This window comes from Pseudobutyrivibrio ruminis HUN009, assembly GCF_000703005.1.
Taxonomy (GTDB): Bacteria; Bacillota; Clostridia; order Lachnospirales; family Lachnospiraceae; genus Pseudobutyrivibrio; species Pseudobutyrivibrio ruminis_A.
The window spans coordinates 2,590,670-2,604,942 of sequence record NZ_JNLH01000001.1 but is presented as its reverse complement, the minus strand read 5'-3'; the positions used below and the strand labels follow the sequence as shown (position 1 = coordinate 2,604,942).

Here is a 14,273-nt window from a genome sequence, read left to right as displayed (position 1 = left end):
TAGCCCTTGGCTCTAATGAGTCAAGGGTTTTATATTGACAACGAATACGAGATAACCGTATTATATATACGAGGTGATACGAATATGAAAACAGTTGATAAGCAAAAGAAAGCAAATATTTCAATGAATATAAAGTATTTGTTAGAAGTGGAGGATAAACCTCGTAAAAAGGTGTGTAGCGATTTGGGATTCAAGTACACGACCTTTTGTGATTGGGTAAAAGGGAATACTGCTCCCGGATATCATATTCTAGAAAAGCTTGGAGAATATTTTAATGTAGAGCCCTGGGTATTTTATGAGGATGTAGAGGTTATGAAAAAGGAAAGAGCTAAACGTCTTGGAAAATATGCTTTTGGATTAAGTGAAGGGAAACTATTGGATATGGAAGTTATTGAAAAGCTTAATGATGAGCAAATTAAGGAATTAATAGTTACTGGTTTTAGATTTAGACATAGATCATTGGAGGAGTATGTTGAACTATCAGGGAAGCCATTACAGGCTTCTACAGAAATAGAATGGGGAAAACATGTAGGTAGAGAAGTATGGTAGAGCAGGGAGATATTATAAAAATTAATGGTATTAATCACTTGGCATTAGTGATTAGTAAGGATTCATACAATAAGTCCGGTATGGCTATTGTATGTCCTATACTTCAGAAATCTATTGGTTCTACTTTTGAAGTAGAGGTGAGCATTAATGATTCGCTTATGTATGTTGCTAGCGATAGTGTTAGGCAGCTAGATTTGAATATTAGAGAGTACAGCACAAAAGGGCGAGTACCATACAGTAAATTGATTTATATAATAGATATGGCCCAGTCCATAATTGATTATTATTAAATGCTATATAGTCCAATTTTATGGTTGACGGATACAGATTCCTATTGTAAAATGAAACGGTTGATGTAGTAAGGTAACTTATTTCTGTTAGCCCGGAAGTGAGTTTTACTATAATATTCTAGGAAGTGCCCGGACATCACCGACTAGAAGCTTTAGATTTATTTAAGGAGGAATTCTCATGAATACTTATATGCCAAACCCATCTCAGATTGAGAGAAAATGGTATGTAGTTGACGCTGAGGGTCAGACACTTGGACGTCTTTCAGCAGAAGTTGCAAAGGTTTTAAGAGGTAAGAATAAGCCAGTCTTCACTCCACACGCTGATTGTGGTGACTATGTAATCGTAGTTAATGCAGAGAAGATTAAGGTTACAGGTAAGAAGCTTGATCAGAAGATTTACTATCATCACTCAGATTATGTTGGTGGTATGAAGGAGACTTCTCTTCGCGATATGCTTAACACACATCCAGAGAGAGTTATCGAGCACGCTGTTAAGGGCATGCTTCCAAAGGGACCACTTGGTCGTCAGATGTACACAAAGCTTTTCGTATACGCTGGACCAGAGCACAAGCAGCAGGCACAGAAGCCAGAAGTGCTTACATTTTAATAGGAGGTAGATCATGGCTAAGAATACAACAAAGTATTATGGAACTGGTAGAAGAAAGTCTTCAGTTGCTAGAGTATATCTTGTACCTGGCACAGGTAAGATCACTATAAATAAGAGAGATATTGACGAGTACCTTGGTCTTGAGACATTAAAGGTAGTTGTTCGTCAGCCACTTGTAGCTACAAACACAGCTGACAAGTTCGACGTTATCGTTAACGTAAAGGGTGGCGGATACACTGGCCAGGCTGGTGCTATCAGACACGGTATCTCACGTGCACTCCTTGAGGTAGATGCTGAGTACAGACCTACACTTAAGGCTGCTGGATTCCTTACAAGAGATCCTAGAATGAAAGAGCGTAAGAAGTACGGCTTAAAGGCCGCTCGTCGTGCTCCACAGTTTTCAAAGAGATAAGGATTGTTGCAAATTGTGCAACTACAAAAATGCTCCAGGAAGCTTGCTTCCTTGGAGCTTTTTTATTTGCACAATTTATTAGAAGACAAGAAATGATGAAATAGCCCGTAGGGCTATGAATTCATTTTTTGGATTTGCAACAATCCTTATAAATCTATGAGTTCAATCTTATATTGCAGTAATATTTATCTCTTTGCTATGAATTCATTTCTTGGATTTGCAACAATATTTATCTCGTAATAAAATAAATATAGATACTATTTACAAGGAGTTCGCAATGCAAGAATTAGTTTTACACAGAGTATACAAACACTTCAAAGGGGATTATTATTTAGTTGAAGATATAGCTAGGGATTCTGAAACACAGGAAGAAATGGTAGTATATCGCAAGCTGTACGATGATGGTTCTTTGTGGGTAAGACCTAAGGAGATGTTTTTATCCGAAGTGGATCATGAAAAATATCCTGAGGTTACTCAGAAATATAGATTTGAGCTTCAGGAGATTGCTAGCAAAAAGAATCATTAGCTTATTTATTGGTTTATGTTTTGTGAGAGGTATTATTACATGACCAAGATGATGAAAAGAGCTCTAATCAATCTAGGGTTCAGAGTTTTTGTATTTCTATTTATATTGGGTGCATACATATTTCATAAAGAGATGTTGGTAGGTTTTATGACCCATGAGTTTACCTTTGGTATTTCGGAGTATGGAATTAGTGCTTTGCATGTTCTGTGGGGAATCTTTATGATTATGATGCTTCAGCATATCATTCCCCATAAGTATCTTTCTATGGCTTACTTTAAAGGCGATGTCAAAACCTTTGATGAGGTGGAGGGATACTCAAGGCTTGATCTTTTAGAATTTGTCCAGCAGATGAATGTAAGAGCTTGGATTGTAATGCTAGTTTGGTTGACATTTAATGCTGTGTTTGCAGTATTGTATCTCTTTAAGGTAATAGGTGCTGCAGATATGTTGATGTTGACTGTTTTTTTCTATTTGAGCGATTATATATGCATTCTAATTTTCTGTCCATTTCAGTCATTTATCATGCATAATAAATGCTGTATTAACTGCAGAATCTACGACTGGGGATATTTCATGATGTTCACCCCAATGCTGTTTATAAAGAATTTCTTTTCATGGAGTCTTTTCTTTACAGCACTTATAGTTCTTATCAAATGGGAAGTAGGCTATGCGAAACATCCTGAGACATTTTGGTTTGGCAGTAACAAGCATCTTCAATGCATCAATTGCAAAGAAAAGCTTTGTGTAATAAAAAAACAGAAAAGGTCATGAAAGAGTTTAATAAAGCCTTATCGAATTTCATAAATGACGCAGCAGCTGGCGGGGCAGTACGTCACTTGGCTGACTTAGGGTATTCTATATCCCAGATAGCAGATAATCTTGATTATCCCATTCCAAAAGAAAAGATTGCAGGCTATATGTGGGAGCATTTTCTTAATATTGGAAAGATAAGCTTGGAAGAACCAAAGGCGTCCCACGAGAAAGCGTTCTTCGTCAAAGAGCAGGATAGTTTTGGACGAATTAGCTTTAGAAAAGTAACTGAAAACGTTGATAATTCTAATAAGAAATATGTCCAGTGTGATTTTGGAAAGCTACTATATAAACGGGATGAAGCCTTTATAAAACAGCTAGAAAAATTAAATCCAGGTGATAAGGAATACATAGAGCTTATGCCGTGGCCACTTGAGCCTGTGTACCATGAATTGGATGAAAGAATGACCAGAATAAAAAATATAATATAAGTTTAAATTTTTGCTTCAAGGCTCTTCCTTGAAGCAATTTTTTTTGCTATACTATGTTACTGTACAAGTTTAACAGCTTAAAGTATTAAAGTAACATGGAGGAGTAATTAATTGAAAAAAGGTAATCGAGGTAGTTTCTCGGGAAAGATTGGTTTTGTGCTTTCAGCAGCTGGAGCATCAGTAGGATTAGGAAATATTTGGAGATTCCCTTACTTATGTGCTAAATATGGAGGAGGAATCTTTTTAATTGTTTATATAGTTCTTGCTTTAACATTTGGATACACAATGATCGTTGCAGAGACTGCAATAGGACGCGCTACAAACAAAAGCCCAGTAGGGGCATTCAAGGATTTAAGTCACAACAAAATAATGGAATTAGGAGGATGGATTAATGCAATCATTCCAATTCTTATCGTTCCTTATTATTCTGTTATCGGTGGCTGGGTATGTAAGTATCTATTTGAATATATCAGAGCAGATGTAAATGAAATTGCAAGCGATACATTCTTTGTAGATTTCATTACAAATGGATATGATGCAGAGTTTTGGTTTATCGTATTTGCGATATTAGTTTTATTTGTTATTTATAAGGGAGTAGAAAATGGTATTGAGCGAGTATCAAAGTTCGTTATGCCAATCCTGGTAGTTCTTGCCATTCTTATTTGTATTTACTCAGTAACAAGACCGGGTGCGTTTGGTGGAGTAAAGTATTTGTTCATTCCTAATTTTAAGCATTTTTCTATCATGACAATTGTTACTGCTATGGGGCAGATGTTTTATTCTCTATCAATTGCCATGGGTATTCTTATTACATTTGGTTCATATGTAAAGAAGGAAGTTAGCATTGAGGAATCTACAAAACAGGTAGAGATTTTTGATACTGCAATTGCAATTATGGCAAGCCTTATGATTATCCCAACTGTGTTTGCTTTCTCAGGTGGAGATGAAAGCGCATTAAATGCTGGTCCATCCCTTATGTTTATTACCATGCCAAAGATTTTTGCCAGCATGGGATTTGGAAGAATTATCGGTATTCTTTTCTTTGCACTTGTTTTATTTGCTGCAGTTACAAGTGCTATTGCACTTACAGAAAGTGCAGTTTCCACATTTGAAGATGAATTCAAGTGGAGCAGAAAGTTTGGAACAAACGTTATGGCTGTTATCATGGTTGTTCTCGGAAGTTTATCATCACTTGGAAATGGACCACTTGCAAATGTTAAAATCATTGGCATGCAGTTCTTGGATTTCTTTGATTTCCTTACAAACTCAGTGATGATGCCTATAGCAGCGTTTGCTACATGCGTTCTTATTACTAAGTTTATGACAGTAGAAAGACTTGAAGCAGAAGTTGAGCAGGAGAATCATCCATTTAAGAGAAAAGCAGTATTCTCTTTCATGATTAAATTCCTTTGCCCACTGTTTGTTGTTATTATTTTGATTAGTGCTATACTTAACGTGTTTGGGATTATTTCAATGTAAAACATATGATAACAGAAGAAATCAGAGTAGATTTATTTGCAAACCAGGATATTAAATATAGAGATTTTCAAAGCAAGCTTACACCTACTATTGCAGAAGGTTCGGCTATTGGAGTACGCACGCCAATCCTTCGAAAGCTTGCAAAAGGCTATAGTAAGCGAGATGATGTGGCAGAGTTTCTTGATGACTTGCCACATCAATATTTTGATGAAAATCAGATTCATGCCTTTTTGATTGGTGAAATCAAGGATTATGATGAGTGTATATCTAGGCTCAATCAGTTTTTGCCATACGTAGACAACTGGGCTACATGTGACCAAATGTCACCAAAGTGCTTCAAAAAGAATCATGATTTGTTGTCTGGACAGCTTTTAAAATGGATTGGGACAAATGATACCTATACAATCAGGTTTGCTATTGTTTCATACATGTCCCATTTTCTAGATGAAGACTTTAATGAAGAATATTTGAGAATAGTTGCATCAGTCAAATCTGATGAATACTATATAAATATGGCTATAGCATGGTATTTCGCCACAGCTCTTGCTAAGCAGTATGATGCGGCGTTACCATACATAGAAAATAATGTGCTTGATAAATGGACTCATAACAAAGCTATTCAAAAGTCAATTGAAAGCTATAGAGTCAGTGATGAACACAAACAGTATCTTAAATCATTAAAACGGAAGTAATAAACTATGAAGTCACGACAAACATCTGAATCATTCTTACTAAGCGCTATAGTTTCTGCTTCAGGAGGCTTTCAGGATGCCTACACCTACAATCTTAGGGATAAGGTATTTGCAAATGCTCAAACAGGAAATATAGTTCTTATGTCTCAGCATTTAATGCAAAGAGAGTGGGCAAAGGGGCTGCATTACTTATTGCCTATTCTTTCTTTTGCAGTAGGAATACTTATTGCAGAGCAAGTCAGCTTCCATTATCGAAATGCTAAAAAGATTCATTGGCGTCAGATAATACTTTTGATAGAGATTATAGTATTATCGGCTGTAGCATTTGTGCCAGCTTCTTTAAATGTACTGGCAAATGTTTTAGTATCCTTAGCATGTGCTATGCAAGTCCAGTCCTTTAGAAAGGTCAACGGATATCCATATGCAAGCACCATGTGCATTGGCAACCTGAGAAGCGGTACAGAGAGCCTATCAGTTTACCTTAGAAACCATGAAAAAGGTGCTTTAAAAAAGGCAATGCACTACTATGGCATTATTATCGTATTTGCGATAGGAGCAGGTATCGGTGGCATTTTATCTATCATTTTAGGATATAGGTGTATTTTAATATCAAGTATGTTATTATTATTAGCTTTTTTAATGATGCGAAAAGAGCATCTATAAAACAGATTAAATAATTAATCTGATGTCCTTTACACAAATTGTTGACAATTACTAAGTATACTTTTTACAATATAAGTACTGCTTTTAGATTGGAGACAATAATTGGAACTTAATAGTTTTTATGATTTTTATGCAAATAATTGGATTTCAAATGTAATAATAGTCGTAGGAGCAACCATCATTGCTTTGCTCCTCGCCTATCTATTACCTTTTTTTGATAATAAAATCTGTAACAAAATCGGTTTAAATCTACAAGGCGGTGTTAGCTCCAGCAAAAATGCTGGAAAAAGTTCTCTTATCAGACGAACTATCTTAAATGCCGCTTTTGTAATTTATCTTTGCTTTCTATTTTATCTTGTGCTCCTTGCCAGAACACCAAATCCTGATTATGTTGTTCGTAATGCAGGATTTAGTATTTTCACTATGACATGGCAGGATATTGAGCTCCCAGAAGAAGAGTTTATCGAATTCTATCTCAATGTTATGGTATTTATTCCTATGGGATATTTACTTCCATATATTTTCAGATGGTTTAGAAATCATGCATGGAGTAGATCGCTTCTTATGTGTTTTGTTTCATCATTACTTATCGAAAACTTACAGCTTATCACAAAGCGTGGAACATACGATACTGCGGATGTTATAGCAGATACATTTGGTGGATTTATAGGCATAGCCCTTTACATGCACCGTGCATACACTCTTACAAATCCTGAGTGGAGAAAGGACTTTAAGTATTATAAGCGCTGGAAGAAGCTGGCAAAAAATGGAGTTCTTTTTCCATTTGCTAAAAGACTATCTATTAGTCGAGTTATTTTACAGGCAACAGATGAGGATGAGATTTGGAATTTCTATGTAAAGGATTTGGGATTTCAGATTAAGAAGATTATTATTCCAAAGGATGTTACTCAGACAAACTTGCTTCTATCAATGGGACGAACTTCGCTGGAAGTTCATTGCTTAAATAAACAGACCCAGATACCTGCACAGTCAATTGTTTTAGCACATCATAATTTAGATGGAATAAAGAGAAGATTAGATAAAGCGGAAATTACCAGTGAATGTGGAACGGACCCATACACAAATCATAGAATACTGACTGTGATGGGCCCGGATGATACTAAGATTATTTTCCTTGAATCTTAGGCTTATTCAGTTTTTAGATTCATGTACCATCTAAATACTGCAACACCAATGATGATGGCATATCCTGCAATACTGAGGATTGAAGGAATTTCACCTAGGAAGATAATTCCAAGGATTGCCGCAAATACAACCTGTGTATAGTCAAATACGGAAATCTCTTTCGCTGGTGCATACTTGTAAGCGGTTGTAATTGAAAATTGTCCAAGTGATGCACTTACGCCAGCCATAAGTAGGCAGAGCAATTGTGTTGGATTCATTGGTGCGAAATCTGTTATTAAAAATGGCAGAGTCACCACACATGAAAAGAATGAAAAATAAAATACGATAACAGGTGTTTTTACTCCCTGTTGTCCAAGCTTGCGGACACAAACATATGCTGTTCCTGCGCCAAAGCCACCAAATAGGCCGATGAGTGCAGGAACAGTTTCTGTTATAAGGCCTGTTGGTCTGATGATGAATAATGCACCAATAAAAGCAATGATAGTTGCTGCAATATCAATACGCTTTGGATATTCTTTCAAAATAAAAATCGAAAGAATAATAGCAAAGAATGGTGATAGCTTATTTAACATATTGGCATCTGCAATTCCTAATCTATCAATAGCATAGAAGTTTGCAATTAATCCTGATGTTCCGAAAAAGCATCTTGCAAATAAAGGTGGAATACTTGGCCATTCAACTTTAATTCCTACGTTGGCCCTTAGAAGAGCTGCAATGGCAACAAACATGGCCACGAAGTTTCTAAAGAAGGCTTTTTGCATGGTTGGCAAATCTCCTGAAATACGTACAAAGAATGTCATAAGTGAAAAGCCAACAGCGGCTAGTAGGATACATATTATTCCCTTGAGTTTATTATTTTTAGTCATAATTGGTCTCCTAATTCTTGATTATTCCCCAAACACACATTATACAATTAAAGAGTATAGCACGTAATTCATTTTTCTGTCAGCAAGAAGTCATAACTAAATTATGTGAATTGCACCTTATAAAGTTGGTATTGAAGTTGCAAGAAAAATATTGGTAAAATAAGCATAGTAGGAAGGGGGAGAGGCTATGCACAGGATGTCAACAAAGGAAATTTTGGCAGAATCTTTCAAAGAGTTGGCAGAGACAAAACCAATTAATAAAATTACGATTACAAATATTACAGATAATTGTGGTATGACGCAGCCTACTTTTTACAATCATTTTAGGGATAAATATGATTTGATAACTTGGATTTATTTGCAGGAAGCTCAAAAGCATATTAAAAACGTAGGGAAAGATGGCTGGACATGGAAGGATGTAATTAGTTGTAATCTACAGTATTTTATGGAAAACAAGTCTTTTATAATCAACGTATTAAAGAATACCAAGGGGATGGATTCTTTTGTTTTTCAGATGGCCAATACAAACCGTGATTTACTTGTAAAAGAAGTGAAAAGTAAAACAGGAAAAGATGAGTTATCTGATGAAATGATGGCATTGATTAAGATGTATGTATGTGGCATTTGCCAGTACATATGTGGCTGGTTATTGGAACCAAATCCAATGCCATGCGATAAACTAGCCGGCGTTATACAGGAATTTGCTCCTTGTGAAATACGTCCATTTATTTGCGCTTAATTTTGTAAAACTAAATCAATGCAAAATGATTTAGTATTTGCGTTTAGCTATATCTCGACTTTCTGTGATATCGTTGATACATTATTATTGTACACAATACTAATGTGAACGAATTATAGGAGAGTATAAAATGACCAAAACATCAGATAAGGTTTTGTGTTTGGAGAATCAGCTTTGTTTTCCATTGTATGCATGTGCTAAGGAGGTTGTACGTAAGTATAGAAAGCCTCTTGAGGAACTCAATCTTACCTACACCCAGTATATTGTTATGATGGCTTTATGGCAGGCTGGCGATTTGACTGAAGGAGAAATTGGAAAGTGCGTGCATTTGGATTCAGGCACTTTGGCTCCACTTTTAAAGCGATTAGAAAAGCAAGGCATGATTACCAGAGGAAGATCTGAAAAGGATGAGCGAAAGCTTGTTATTAAGCTTACAGATGAGGGGCAGGCATTAAAAGAAAAAGCTAAAAAGGTTCCAGCTCAAATGAAAGGGTGCCTAAATCTTTCAGATGAGGAAAAGGCTCAGTTAAAGAAGCTACTGGATAAGGCTATGCAAGGAATAGGTGAAGAATAAAATAGATTTTTACAATCTTCACATAGATTTCAGATAAGTAACAGTACAAGTTCATAATGGGAGAGTAATATACAATCATCGCAAGAGCGATAAAACTTTTTCATATATCATTCTCCCAAAAAAAGCTGCTGGCGGGCAGCTTTTTTTACTTTGTATTTATAATTGAAAATGATTATCAACAGGAGTATAATGATTTTACAAAATCAAATTACATACAACTGATGCGACGGAATGATACGATCATTTAAGAGGTGTATATATGGAAAAGGAATTTGATATTCAAGCGTATATGACAGCTGGTGTAGAGCGAGTTGTAAAGGATTCAATTCGTGCTACTTTGAAAGATCCAGCTGAAAGCATTTTTATGGCAAAGTTTGCATTAGCAACAAAGAAAGCTTCTGATATTAGAAAGAAATATGAGGGGGAGGGCATACATGTTCCTCCATTTTTGATAGCATCAATCACTAGCAATTGCAACTTACATTGTGCAGGCTGTTATTCTCGTCAGAACGACGCAACAAAGGATTGCGAGCCTGTAAATCAGCTTAGCGATGAACAGTGGCTTACCATCTTCGATGAAGCAGAGGATTTAGGAATTAGCTTTATTCTTTTGGCAGGTGGAGAGCCTCTTCTTAGAAAAGGTGTCATCAAGGCAGCTGCAAAGAAGCCTAATATTCTTTTCCCAATCTTTACAAATGGAGTATTCATCAGTGATGAGTACTTTGAACTATTCGATAAAAACAGAAATCTTGTGCCTATCATGAGCATTGAAGGCCACAAGGAAGCAACTGACAGTCGTCGTGGAGAAGGCATCTACGACAAGCTTATCTCCAACATGGAGACATTCAAAAAGAATAGTCAAATCTTTGGCAATTCTGTAACAGTTACTACAGAAAACTTTGATGATGTTCTTTCAGATGATTTTGTCTCTATGCTTCAGGGATACGGCTGCAAAGCAGTAATTTATGTTGAGTATGTACCTGTATCAGATGAGAGCAAGCACCTAGCCCTTAGCGAGGAGCAGGAAGAGCAGCTTAGAGCTAGAATCGCAACCCTTCGTGAAGACTACGAGGACATGGTTTTCATTTCATTCCCAGGGGACGAAAAATCATCAGGTGGATGCGTTGCAGCAGGCAGAGGATTCTTCCACATCAATTCCCATGGTGGAGCAGAACCATGCCCATTCTCGCCATTTTCCGACACAAACGTAATGGACATGGGCCTTCGAGGTGCTATCTCATCACACCTCTTTCAGGTGCTCCAGGCAGGCGACATCCTAAAAGACGACCACGTAGGCGGCTGCGTTCTCTTCGAAAAGAAGGATCAGGTAGAGGCAATCCTCAAGGAAGCGTAGGATGCCTATTCTCACTAAAAATAGAGGAACAAGTGGCGCCCGCCCTGGGCCCGCAGCCTCACCCCTCCCATGTATCATTGGAGCAGATTTTTTGGATTACCTTAATGTGTAAAGTCGCCCATATGTAGGTGTACTTACGAAGCTTTTACTATTCGAAGGTAATGTATGGGTGGGACGGACAATGTAGTTTATATAATCATCTAGTCTTAACTAGTCTTTGTATTATTACTTTTGCTACTCCGCTCACCAAGAATAATTAAAAAACAGGTTTTGTATACATAAGCACCGCCCTTAAACTCAGTCCATTTCGTTGTCGGGCTTTCGGCGCCGTCCATGGCGCCTCATGCTTATCTATTACAAAACCTGTTTTTATTATTCTAAGTTCGCTCCAAAGCAAATAGTAATTAATACAAAGCTAGTTTAAGACAGATGATTACTAAGAATAGTGTTTGTCCGTCTTCACCCATACCTTACCGATAGAATTGTAAAACTTTGTAAGAACACCTACTAATAAATATGGGCGACTACACATTTAGATAATCCAAAATCTGTGACGTACATGGGATGGGTGAGGCTGCGGGCCCAGGGCGGGCGCCACTTGCTCTCAGGGGATTTGTGAGAATAGGTACTTTGCAATTAGGTGTTGATTTTTTGCCACACTTGTAGCATTATATGTAAGGAATTTAATATGAGACGGGAGCTTGTAGACAGGCTGAGAGGAAGGTGTGACCTTCGACCGAGAACCTGATTTGGATAATGCCAACGTAGGGACGCCGATTAATAATGATATTGATATTATGCGGAAGCTATTTGAGAAATCAGGTAGCTTCCGTTTTTTTATGCAAAAAGGAGGAATAATGGAGTTTAATAGCGAGCTTTATTTTATTACTGACAGTACACCGTATGAGCTAGATGAATTCCTGTGGCGAGTTGAGGATGCTTTAAAGGGTGGCGTTACTTTGATGCAGCTTCGAGAAAAGAATCGAACCACTAAGGAATATATTGAACTGGCACAGGCTGTCCATAAGATTTGCAGAAAGTACAATGTTCCGCTGATTATTGATGATCGTGTGGATGTAATGCTTGCTGTGGATTGCGAAGGGGTCCATTTAGGGGCAGAGGATATGCCACTTGAGATGGCCAGAAGGATTATCGGGCCTGAAAAGATTTTAGGAGCTACTGCAAAGAAGGTTGATGTGGCAAAAGCAGCCTACGAGGCAGGGGCTGATTATCTTGGAGTTGGTGCCATCTATCCAACAACCACAAAGGTAAAAACGATTATTACGTCCACGGAGACATTGGATGCAATATGTAAGGCAGTTCCTGTACCAGTTAATGCTATTGGCGGTTTGAATGCTTCTAATATGGATGTATTAAAAGGAATTGACATAGCTGGGGTATGCGCTGTTTCAGCCATTATGAAAGCAGAGTCACCTAGGCTTGCGGCTGAAAGTATGAAGAAGAAATTTAGGGAGATAAAAGGATGAAGGTAGTTTTATCGATTGCAGGAAGTGATAGTAGTGGCGGCGCAGGAATCCAGGCAGATTTGAAAACTATGACTGCCCATGGAGTCTATGGAATGACCGCTATCACCGCTCTTACTGCACAAAACACTACAGGGGTTACAGAGATTGTAGAGTCAAATCCACATTTTCTGGAGGAACAAATAGATGCCTGTTTAACTGATATTCCGGCAGATGCGGTAAAGATTGGAATGCTTCCATCAGTGGAGCAGGTGAGAGTTGTTGCCAGAAAACTAAAGGAGTATGAAGTGAAAAATATTGTCGTAGATCCGGTTATGGTGGCAACAAGTGGAAGCAGATTGATGGAAAACTCCACACCGGATGTGATGGCTAAAATGCTGTTTCCACTAGCTAGAGTTATTACACCCAATATACCTGAAACTGAAATATTAACAGGAATGCAGATAGAAGACAAGATTGATATGGAACAGGCCGCCAAAAAGCTTGGTGAAAAATATGGCTGTGGAGTTCTTGTAAAGGGGGGCCACTGTGTAGAGGACGCCAGCGATGTTCTTTTTGATAGTGGGTGTGTTACATGGTTTGAAGGCGAAAGAATTAATAGCTCTAACACTCATGGAACAGGCTGCACATTATCAAGTGCTATTGCATCGAATTTGGCGCTGGGGTTTGATTTGAAGGAAGCTATAAGGAATGCAAAAGGTTACATATCTAAAGCAATAGCAGCTGACCCTAATTTGGGAAAAGGTAGTGGACCACTTAATCATATGGTGGCGGTTTAAAAGGAAGGAATAGTAAATGGTTTTCTTAAATGGAAAAGAATATGAGCTAGAAAACATGACACTTGCTGCAGTGTTAGACGTTTTTAAATTTGATGTTAGGACTATTGCAGTGGAAGTCAATGAAGAAATCATTCCAAAAGCAACTTATAATCATACGATTCTTAAGGATGGAGATATCGTAGAGGTAGTAAGTTTTGTTGGAGGTGGTTGATTGATACCGACAAAAGAGGAGTTTTATCAGGCATTGGTAGAACGGCATGGAGCAGACAATCAAAAAAAATTCGACGAAGCGGTTGTTGCAATATGCGGACTAGGAGGTTTGGGGTCCAATATAGCCACATGTCTTGCAAGAGCAGGAGTTGGACACCTAATACTGATAGATTTTGATTCTGTTGATGTAAGTAATTTGCATAGGCAACAGTATAAGATTAATCAGGTTGGAATGGCAAAAACGGATGCCTTATCAGAAAACTTGAAAGAAATAAATCCATTTATAAAAATAGAGACCCATCAAGTTAAGATGACGGAGGCAAACTCAAAATCATTACTAGAAAAAGCATCGATAATATGTGAGGCTTTTGACTCAGCACAATACAAGTCAATGCTTGTAAATCTGGTACTGGAACAAATGCCAGATAAGTATATTCTCTCTAGTTCTGGCATGGCAGGATTTGGTAGTGCCAACGATATAAAGGCTAGAAGAGTATCAAAGAAATTTTATCTTTTAGGTGATGGTGTTAGCGATGTTAATGATGGTATCGGATTGATTTCATCTAGAGTGATGGTTTGTGGAGCACACGAGGCACACATGGTAATTAGAATTCTCATTGGAGAATTGGATGCATAAATGTTAATAGAAAGAGGAAAATGGA

General features: G+C 37.5%; 19 protein-coding genes and 1 riboswitch. Of the genes, 18 read left to right on the top strand and 1 reads right to left on the bottom strand.

Annotated elements, in window-relative coordinates; genetic code table 11:
* The first annotated feature begins 84 nt into the window (after positions 1-84).
* The 11 genes from BO15_RS13345 (at position 85) to BO15_RS13340 (ending at position 7,605) form a co-directional block, all read left to right on the top strand.
* Complete coding sequence (locus BO15_RS13345) at positions 85-549, top strand: hypothetical protein (RefSeq protein ID WP_052169914.1); 465 nt, start codon at positions 85-87, stop codon at positions 547-549.
* Positions 543-839 (top strand): type II toxin-antitoxin system PemK/MazF family toxin, encoded by a 297-nt coding sequence (locus tag BO15_RS0111815; protein ID WP_033154491.1) that lies wholly within the window; start codon positions 543-545, stop codon positions 837-839. Before BO15_RS13345 ends, BO15_RS0111815 begins: the two co-directional genes overlap by 7 nt.
* A 178-nt stretch (positions 840-1,017) precedes the next feature.
* Positions 1,018-1,446, top strand: a complete 429-nt coding sequence (gene rplM / locus BO15_RS0111810; protein WP_033154490.1) for a 50S ribosomal protein L13 — start codon at positions 1,018-1,020, stop codon at positions 1,444-1,446.
* Positions 1,447-1,459: 13 nt separating this feature from the next.
* Positions 1,460-1,858 carry a 30S ribosomal protein S9 gene (gene rpsI / locus BO15_RS0111805; RefSeq protein ID WP_033154489.1) on the top strand — a complete coding sequence of 133 codons (399 nt, stop codon included), beginning with the start codon at positions 1,460-1,462 and terminating at the stop codon, positions 1,856-1,858.
* Positions 1,859-2,135: 277 nt separating this feature from the next.
* Positions 2,136-2,384, top strand: a complete 249-nt coding sequence (locus BO15_RS0111800) for a DUF1653 domain-containing protein (protein WP_033154488.1) — start codon at positions 2,136-2,138, stop codon at positions 2,382-2,384.
* A 39-nt stretch (positions 2,385-2,423) separates the two neighbouring features.
* On the top strand, positions 2,424-3,155 hold the full coding sequence (locus BO15_RS0111795) for a hypothetical protein (RefSeq protein ID WP_033154487.1): 732 nt from the start codon (positions 2,424-2,426) through the stop codon (positions 3,153-3,155).
* Positions 3,152-3,625, top strand: coding sequence for a hypothetical protein (locus tag BO15_RS0111790; protein WP_033154486.1), 474 nt, complete (start codon positions 3,152-3,154; stop codon positions 3,623-3,625). Before BO15_RS0111795 ends, BO15_RS0111790 begins: the two co-directional genes overlap by 4 nt.
* A gap of 111 nt (positions 3,626-3,736) precedes the next feature.
* Positions 3,737-5,104: a sodium-dependent transporter gene (locus BO15_RS0111785; protein ID WP_033154485.1), complete on the top strand. Its 1,368-nt coding sequence runs from the start codon at positions 3,737-3,739 to the stop codon at positions 5,102-5,104.
* Positions 5,105-5,109: 5 nt separating this feature from the next.
* Positions 5,110-5,796 carry a DNA alkylation repair protein gene (locus BO15_RS13715; protein WP_033154484.1) on the top strand — a complete coding sequence of 229 codons (687 nt, stop codon included), beginning with the start codon at positions 5,110-5,112 and terminating at the stop codon, positions 5,794-5,796.
* 6 nt (positions 5,797-5,802) lie between these two features.
* Positions 5,803-6,459 (top strand): YoaK family protein, encoded by a 657-nt coding sequence (locus tag BO15_RS13710; RefSeq protein WP_033154483.1) that lies wholly within the window; start codon positions 5,803-5,805, stop codon positions 6,457-6,459.
* A gap of 102 nt (positions 6,460-6,561) precedes the next feature.
* Positions 6,562-7,605: a VanZ family protein gene (locus tag BO15_RS13340; RefSeq protein ID WP_052169913.1), complete on the top strand. Its 1,044-nt coding sequence runs from the start codon at positions 6,562-6,564 to the stop codon at positions 7,603-7,605.
* A 2-nt stretch (positions 7,606-7,607) separates the two neighbouring features.
* Here the strand turns inward: BO15_RS13340 and BO15_RS0111765 are convergent, their stop codons facing one another.
* Positions 7,608-8,471 (bottom strand): DMT family transporter, encoded by an 864-nt coding sequence (locus BO15_RS0111765; RefSeq protein WP_033154482.1) that lies wholly within the window; start codon positions 8,469-8,471, stop codon positions 7,608-7,610.
* Positions 8,472-8,667: 196 nt separating this feature from the next.
* Between BO15_RS0111765 and BO15_RS0111760 the strand changes: the two genes are divergently transcribed.
* The 7 genes from BO15_RS0111760 (at position 8,668) to thiF (ending at position 14,248) form a co-directional block, all read left to right on the top strand.
* Positions 8,668-9,210 (top strand): TetR/AcrR family transcriptional regulator C-terminal domain-containing protein, encoded by a 543-nt coding sequence (locus BO15_RS0111760; protein WP_167541230.1) that lies wholly within the window; start codon positions 8,668-8,670, stop codon positions 9,208-9,210.
* 130 nt (positions 9,211-9,340) lie between these two features.
* On the top strand, positions 9,341-9,784 hold the full coding sequence (locus BO15_RS0111755; protein ID WP_033154480.1) for a MarR family winged helix-turn-helix transcriptional regulator: 444 nt from the start codon (positions 9,341-9,343) through the stop codon (positions 9,782-9,784).
* 259 nt (positions 9,785-10,043) lie between these two features.
* Positions 10,044-11,138: a radical SAM/SPASM domain-containing protein gene (locus BO15_RS0111750; RefSeq protein WP_033154479.1), complete on the top strand. Its 1,095-nt coding sequence runs from the start codon at positions 10,044-10,046 to the stop codon at positions 11,136-11,138.
* Between the two features lie 683 nt (positions 11,139-11,821).
* A riboswitch (TPP riboswitch) is annotated at positions 11,822-11,926 on the top strand.
* A 69-nt stretch (positions 11,927-11,995) separates the two neighbouring features.
* Positions 11,996-12,625, top strand: coding sequence for a thiamine phosphate synthase (gene thiE, locus BO15_RS0111745; protein ID WP_081828661.1), 630 nt, complete (start codon positions 11,996-11,998; stop codon positions 12,623-12,625).
* Positions 12,622-13,401 carry a bifunctional hydroxymethylpyrimidine kinase/phosphomethylpyrimidine kinase gene (gene thiD / locus BO15_RS0111740; protein WP_033154477.1) on the top strand — a complete coding sequence of 260 codons (780 nt, stop codon included), beginning with the start codon at positions 12,622-12,624 and terminating at the stop codon, positions 13,399-13,401. Before thiE ends, thiD begins: the two co-directional genes overlap by 4 nt.
* Before the next feature lie 16 nt (positions 13,402-13,417).
* A complete protein-coding gene (thiS, locus tag BO15_RS0111735; RefSeq protein WP_033154476.1) occupies positions 13,418-13,612 on the top strand; it encodes a sulfur carrier protein ThiS in 195 nt (64 codons plus the stop codon).
* Positions 13,613-14,248, top strand: coding sequence for a sulfur carrier protein ThiS adenylyltransferase ThiF (thiF, locus tag BO15_RS0111730; protein ID WP_033154475.1), 636 nt, complete (start codon positions 13,613-13,615; stop codon positions 14,246-14,248).
* Positions 14,249-14,273: the final 25 nt, after the last annotated feature.

Excerpts from the sequence above, each read along its gene's own strand:
- BO15_RS13345 (WP_052169914.1), top strand. The coding sequence starts at position 85 with ATGAAAACAGTTGATAAGCAAAAGAAAGCAAATATTTCAATGAATATA.
- BO15_RS0111815 (WP_033154491.1), top strand. The coding sequence starts at position 543 with ATGGTAGAGCAGGGAGATATTATAAAAATTAATGGTATTAATCACTTG.
- rplM (WP_033154490.1), top strand. The coding sequence starts at position 1,018 with ATGAATACTTATATGCCAAACCCATCTCAGATTGAGAGAAAATGGTAT.
- rpsI (WP_033154489.1), top strand. The coding sequence starts at position 1,460 with ATGGCTAAGAATACAACAAAGTATTATGGAACTGGTAGAAGAAAGTCT.
- BO15_RS0111800 (WP_033154488.1), top strand. The coding sequence starts at position 2,136 with ATGCAAGAATTAGTTTTACACAGAGTATACAAACACTTCAAAGGGGAT.
- BO15_RS0111795 (WP_033154487.1), top strand. The coding sequence starts at position 2,424 with ATGACCAAGATGATGAAAAGAGCTCTAATCAATCTAGGGTTCAGAGTT.
- BO15_RS0111790 (WP_033154486.1), top strand. The coding sequence starts at position 3,152 with ATGAAAGAGTTTAATAAAGCCTTATCGAATTTCATAAATGACGCAGCA.
- BO15_RS13715 (WP_033154484.1), top strand. The coding sequence starts at position 5,110 with ATGATAACAGAAGAAATCAGAGTAGATTTATTTGCAAACCAGGATATT.
- BO15_RS13710 (WP_033154483.1), top strand. The coding sequence starts at position 5,803 with ATGAAGTCACGACAAACATCTGAATCATTCTTACTAAGCGCTATAGTT.
- BO15_RS0111765 (WP_033154482.1), bottom strand. The coding sequence starts at position 8,471 with ATGACTAAAAATAATAAACTCAAGGGAATAATATGTATCCTACTAGCC.
- BO15_RS0111760 (WP_167541230.1), top strand. The coding sequence starts at position 8,668 with ATGTCAACAAAGGAAATTTTGGCAGAATCTTTCAAAGAGTTGGCAGAG.
- BO15_RS0111755 (WP_033154480.1), top strand. The coding sequence starts at position 9,341 with ATGACCAAAACATCAGATAAGGTTTTGTGTTTGGAGAATCAGCTTTGT.
- BO15_RS0111750 (WP_033154479.1), top strand. The coding sequence starts at position 10,044 with ATGGAAAAGGAATTTGATATTCAAGCGTATATGACAGCTGGTGTAGAG.
- thiE (WP_081828661.1), top strand. The coding sequence starts at position 11,996 with ATGGAGTTTAATAGCGAGCTTTATTTTATTACTGACAGTACACCGTAT.
- thiD (WP_033154477.1), top strand. The coding sequence starts at position 12,622 with ATGAAGGTAGTTTTATCGATTGCAGGAAGTGATAGTAGTGGCGGCGCA.
- thiS (WP_033154476.1), top strand. The coding sequence starts at position 13,418 with ATGGTTTTCTTAAATGGAAAAGAATATGAGCTAGAAAACATGACACTT.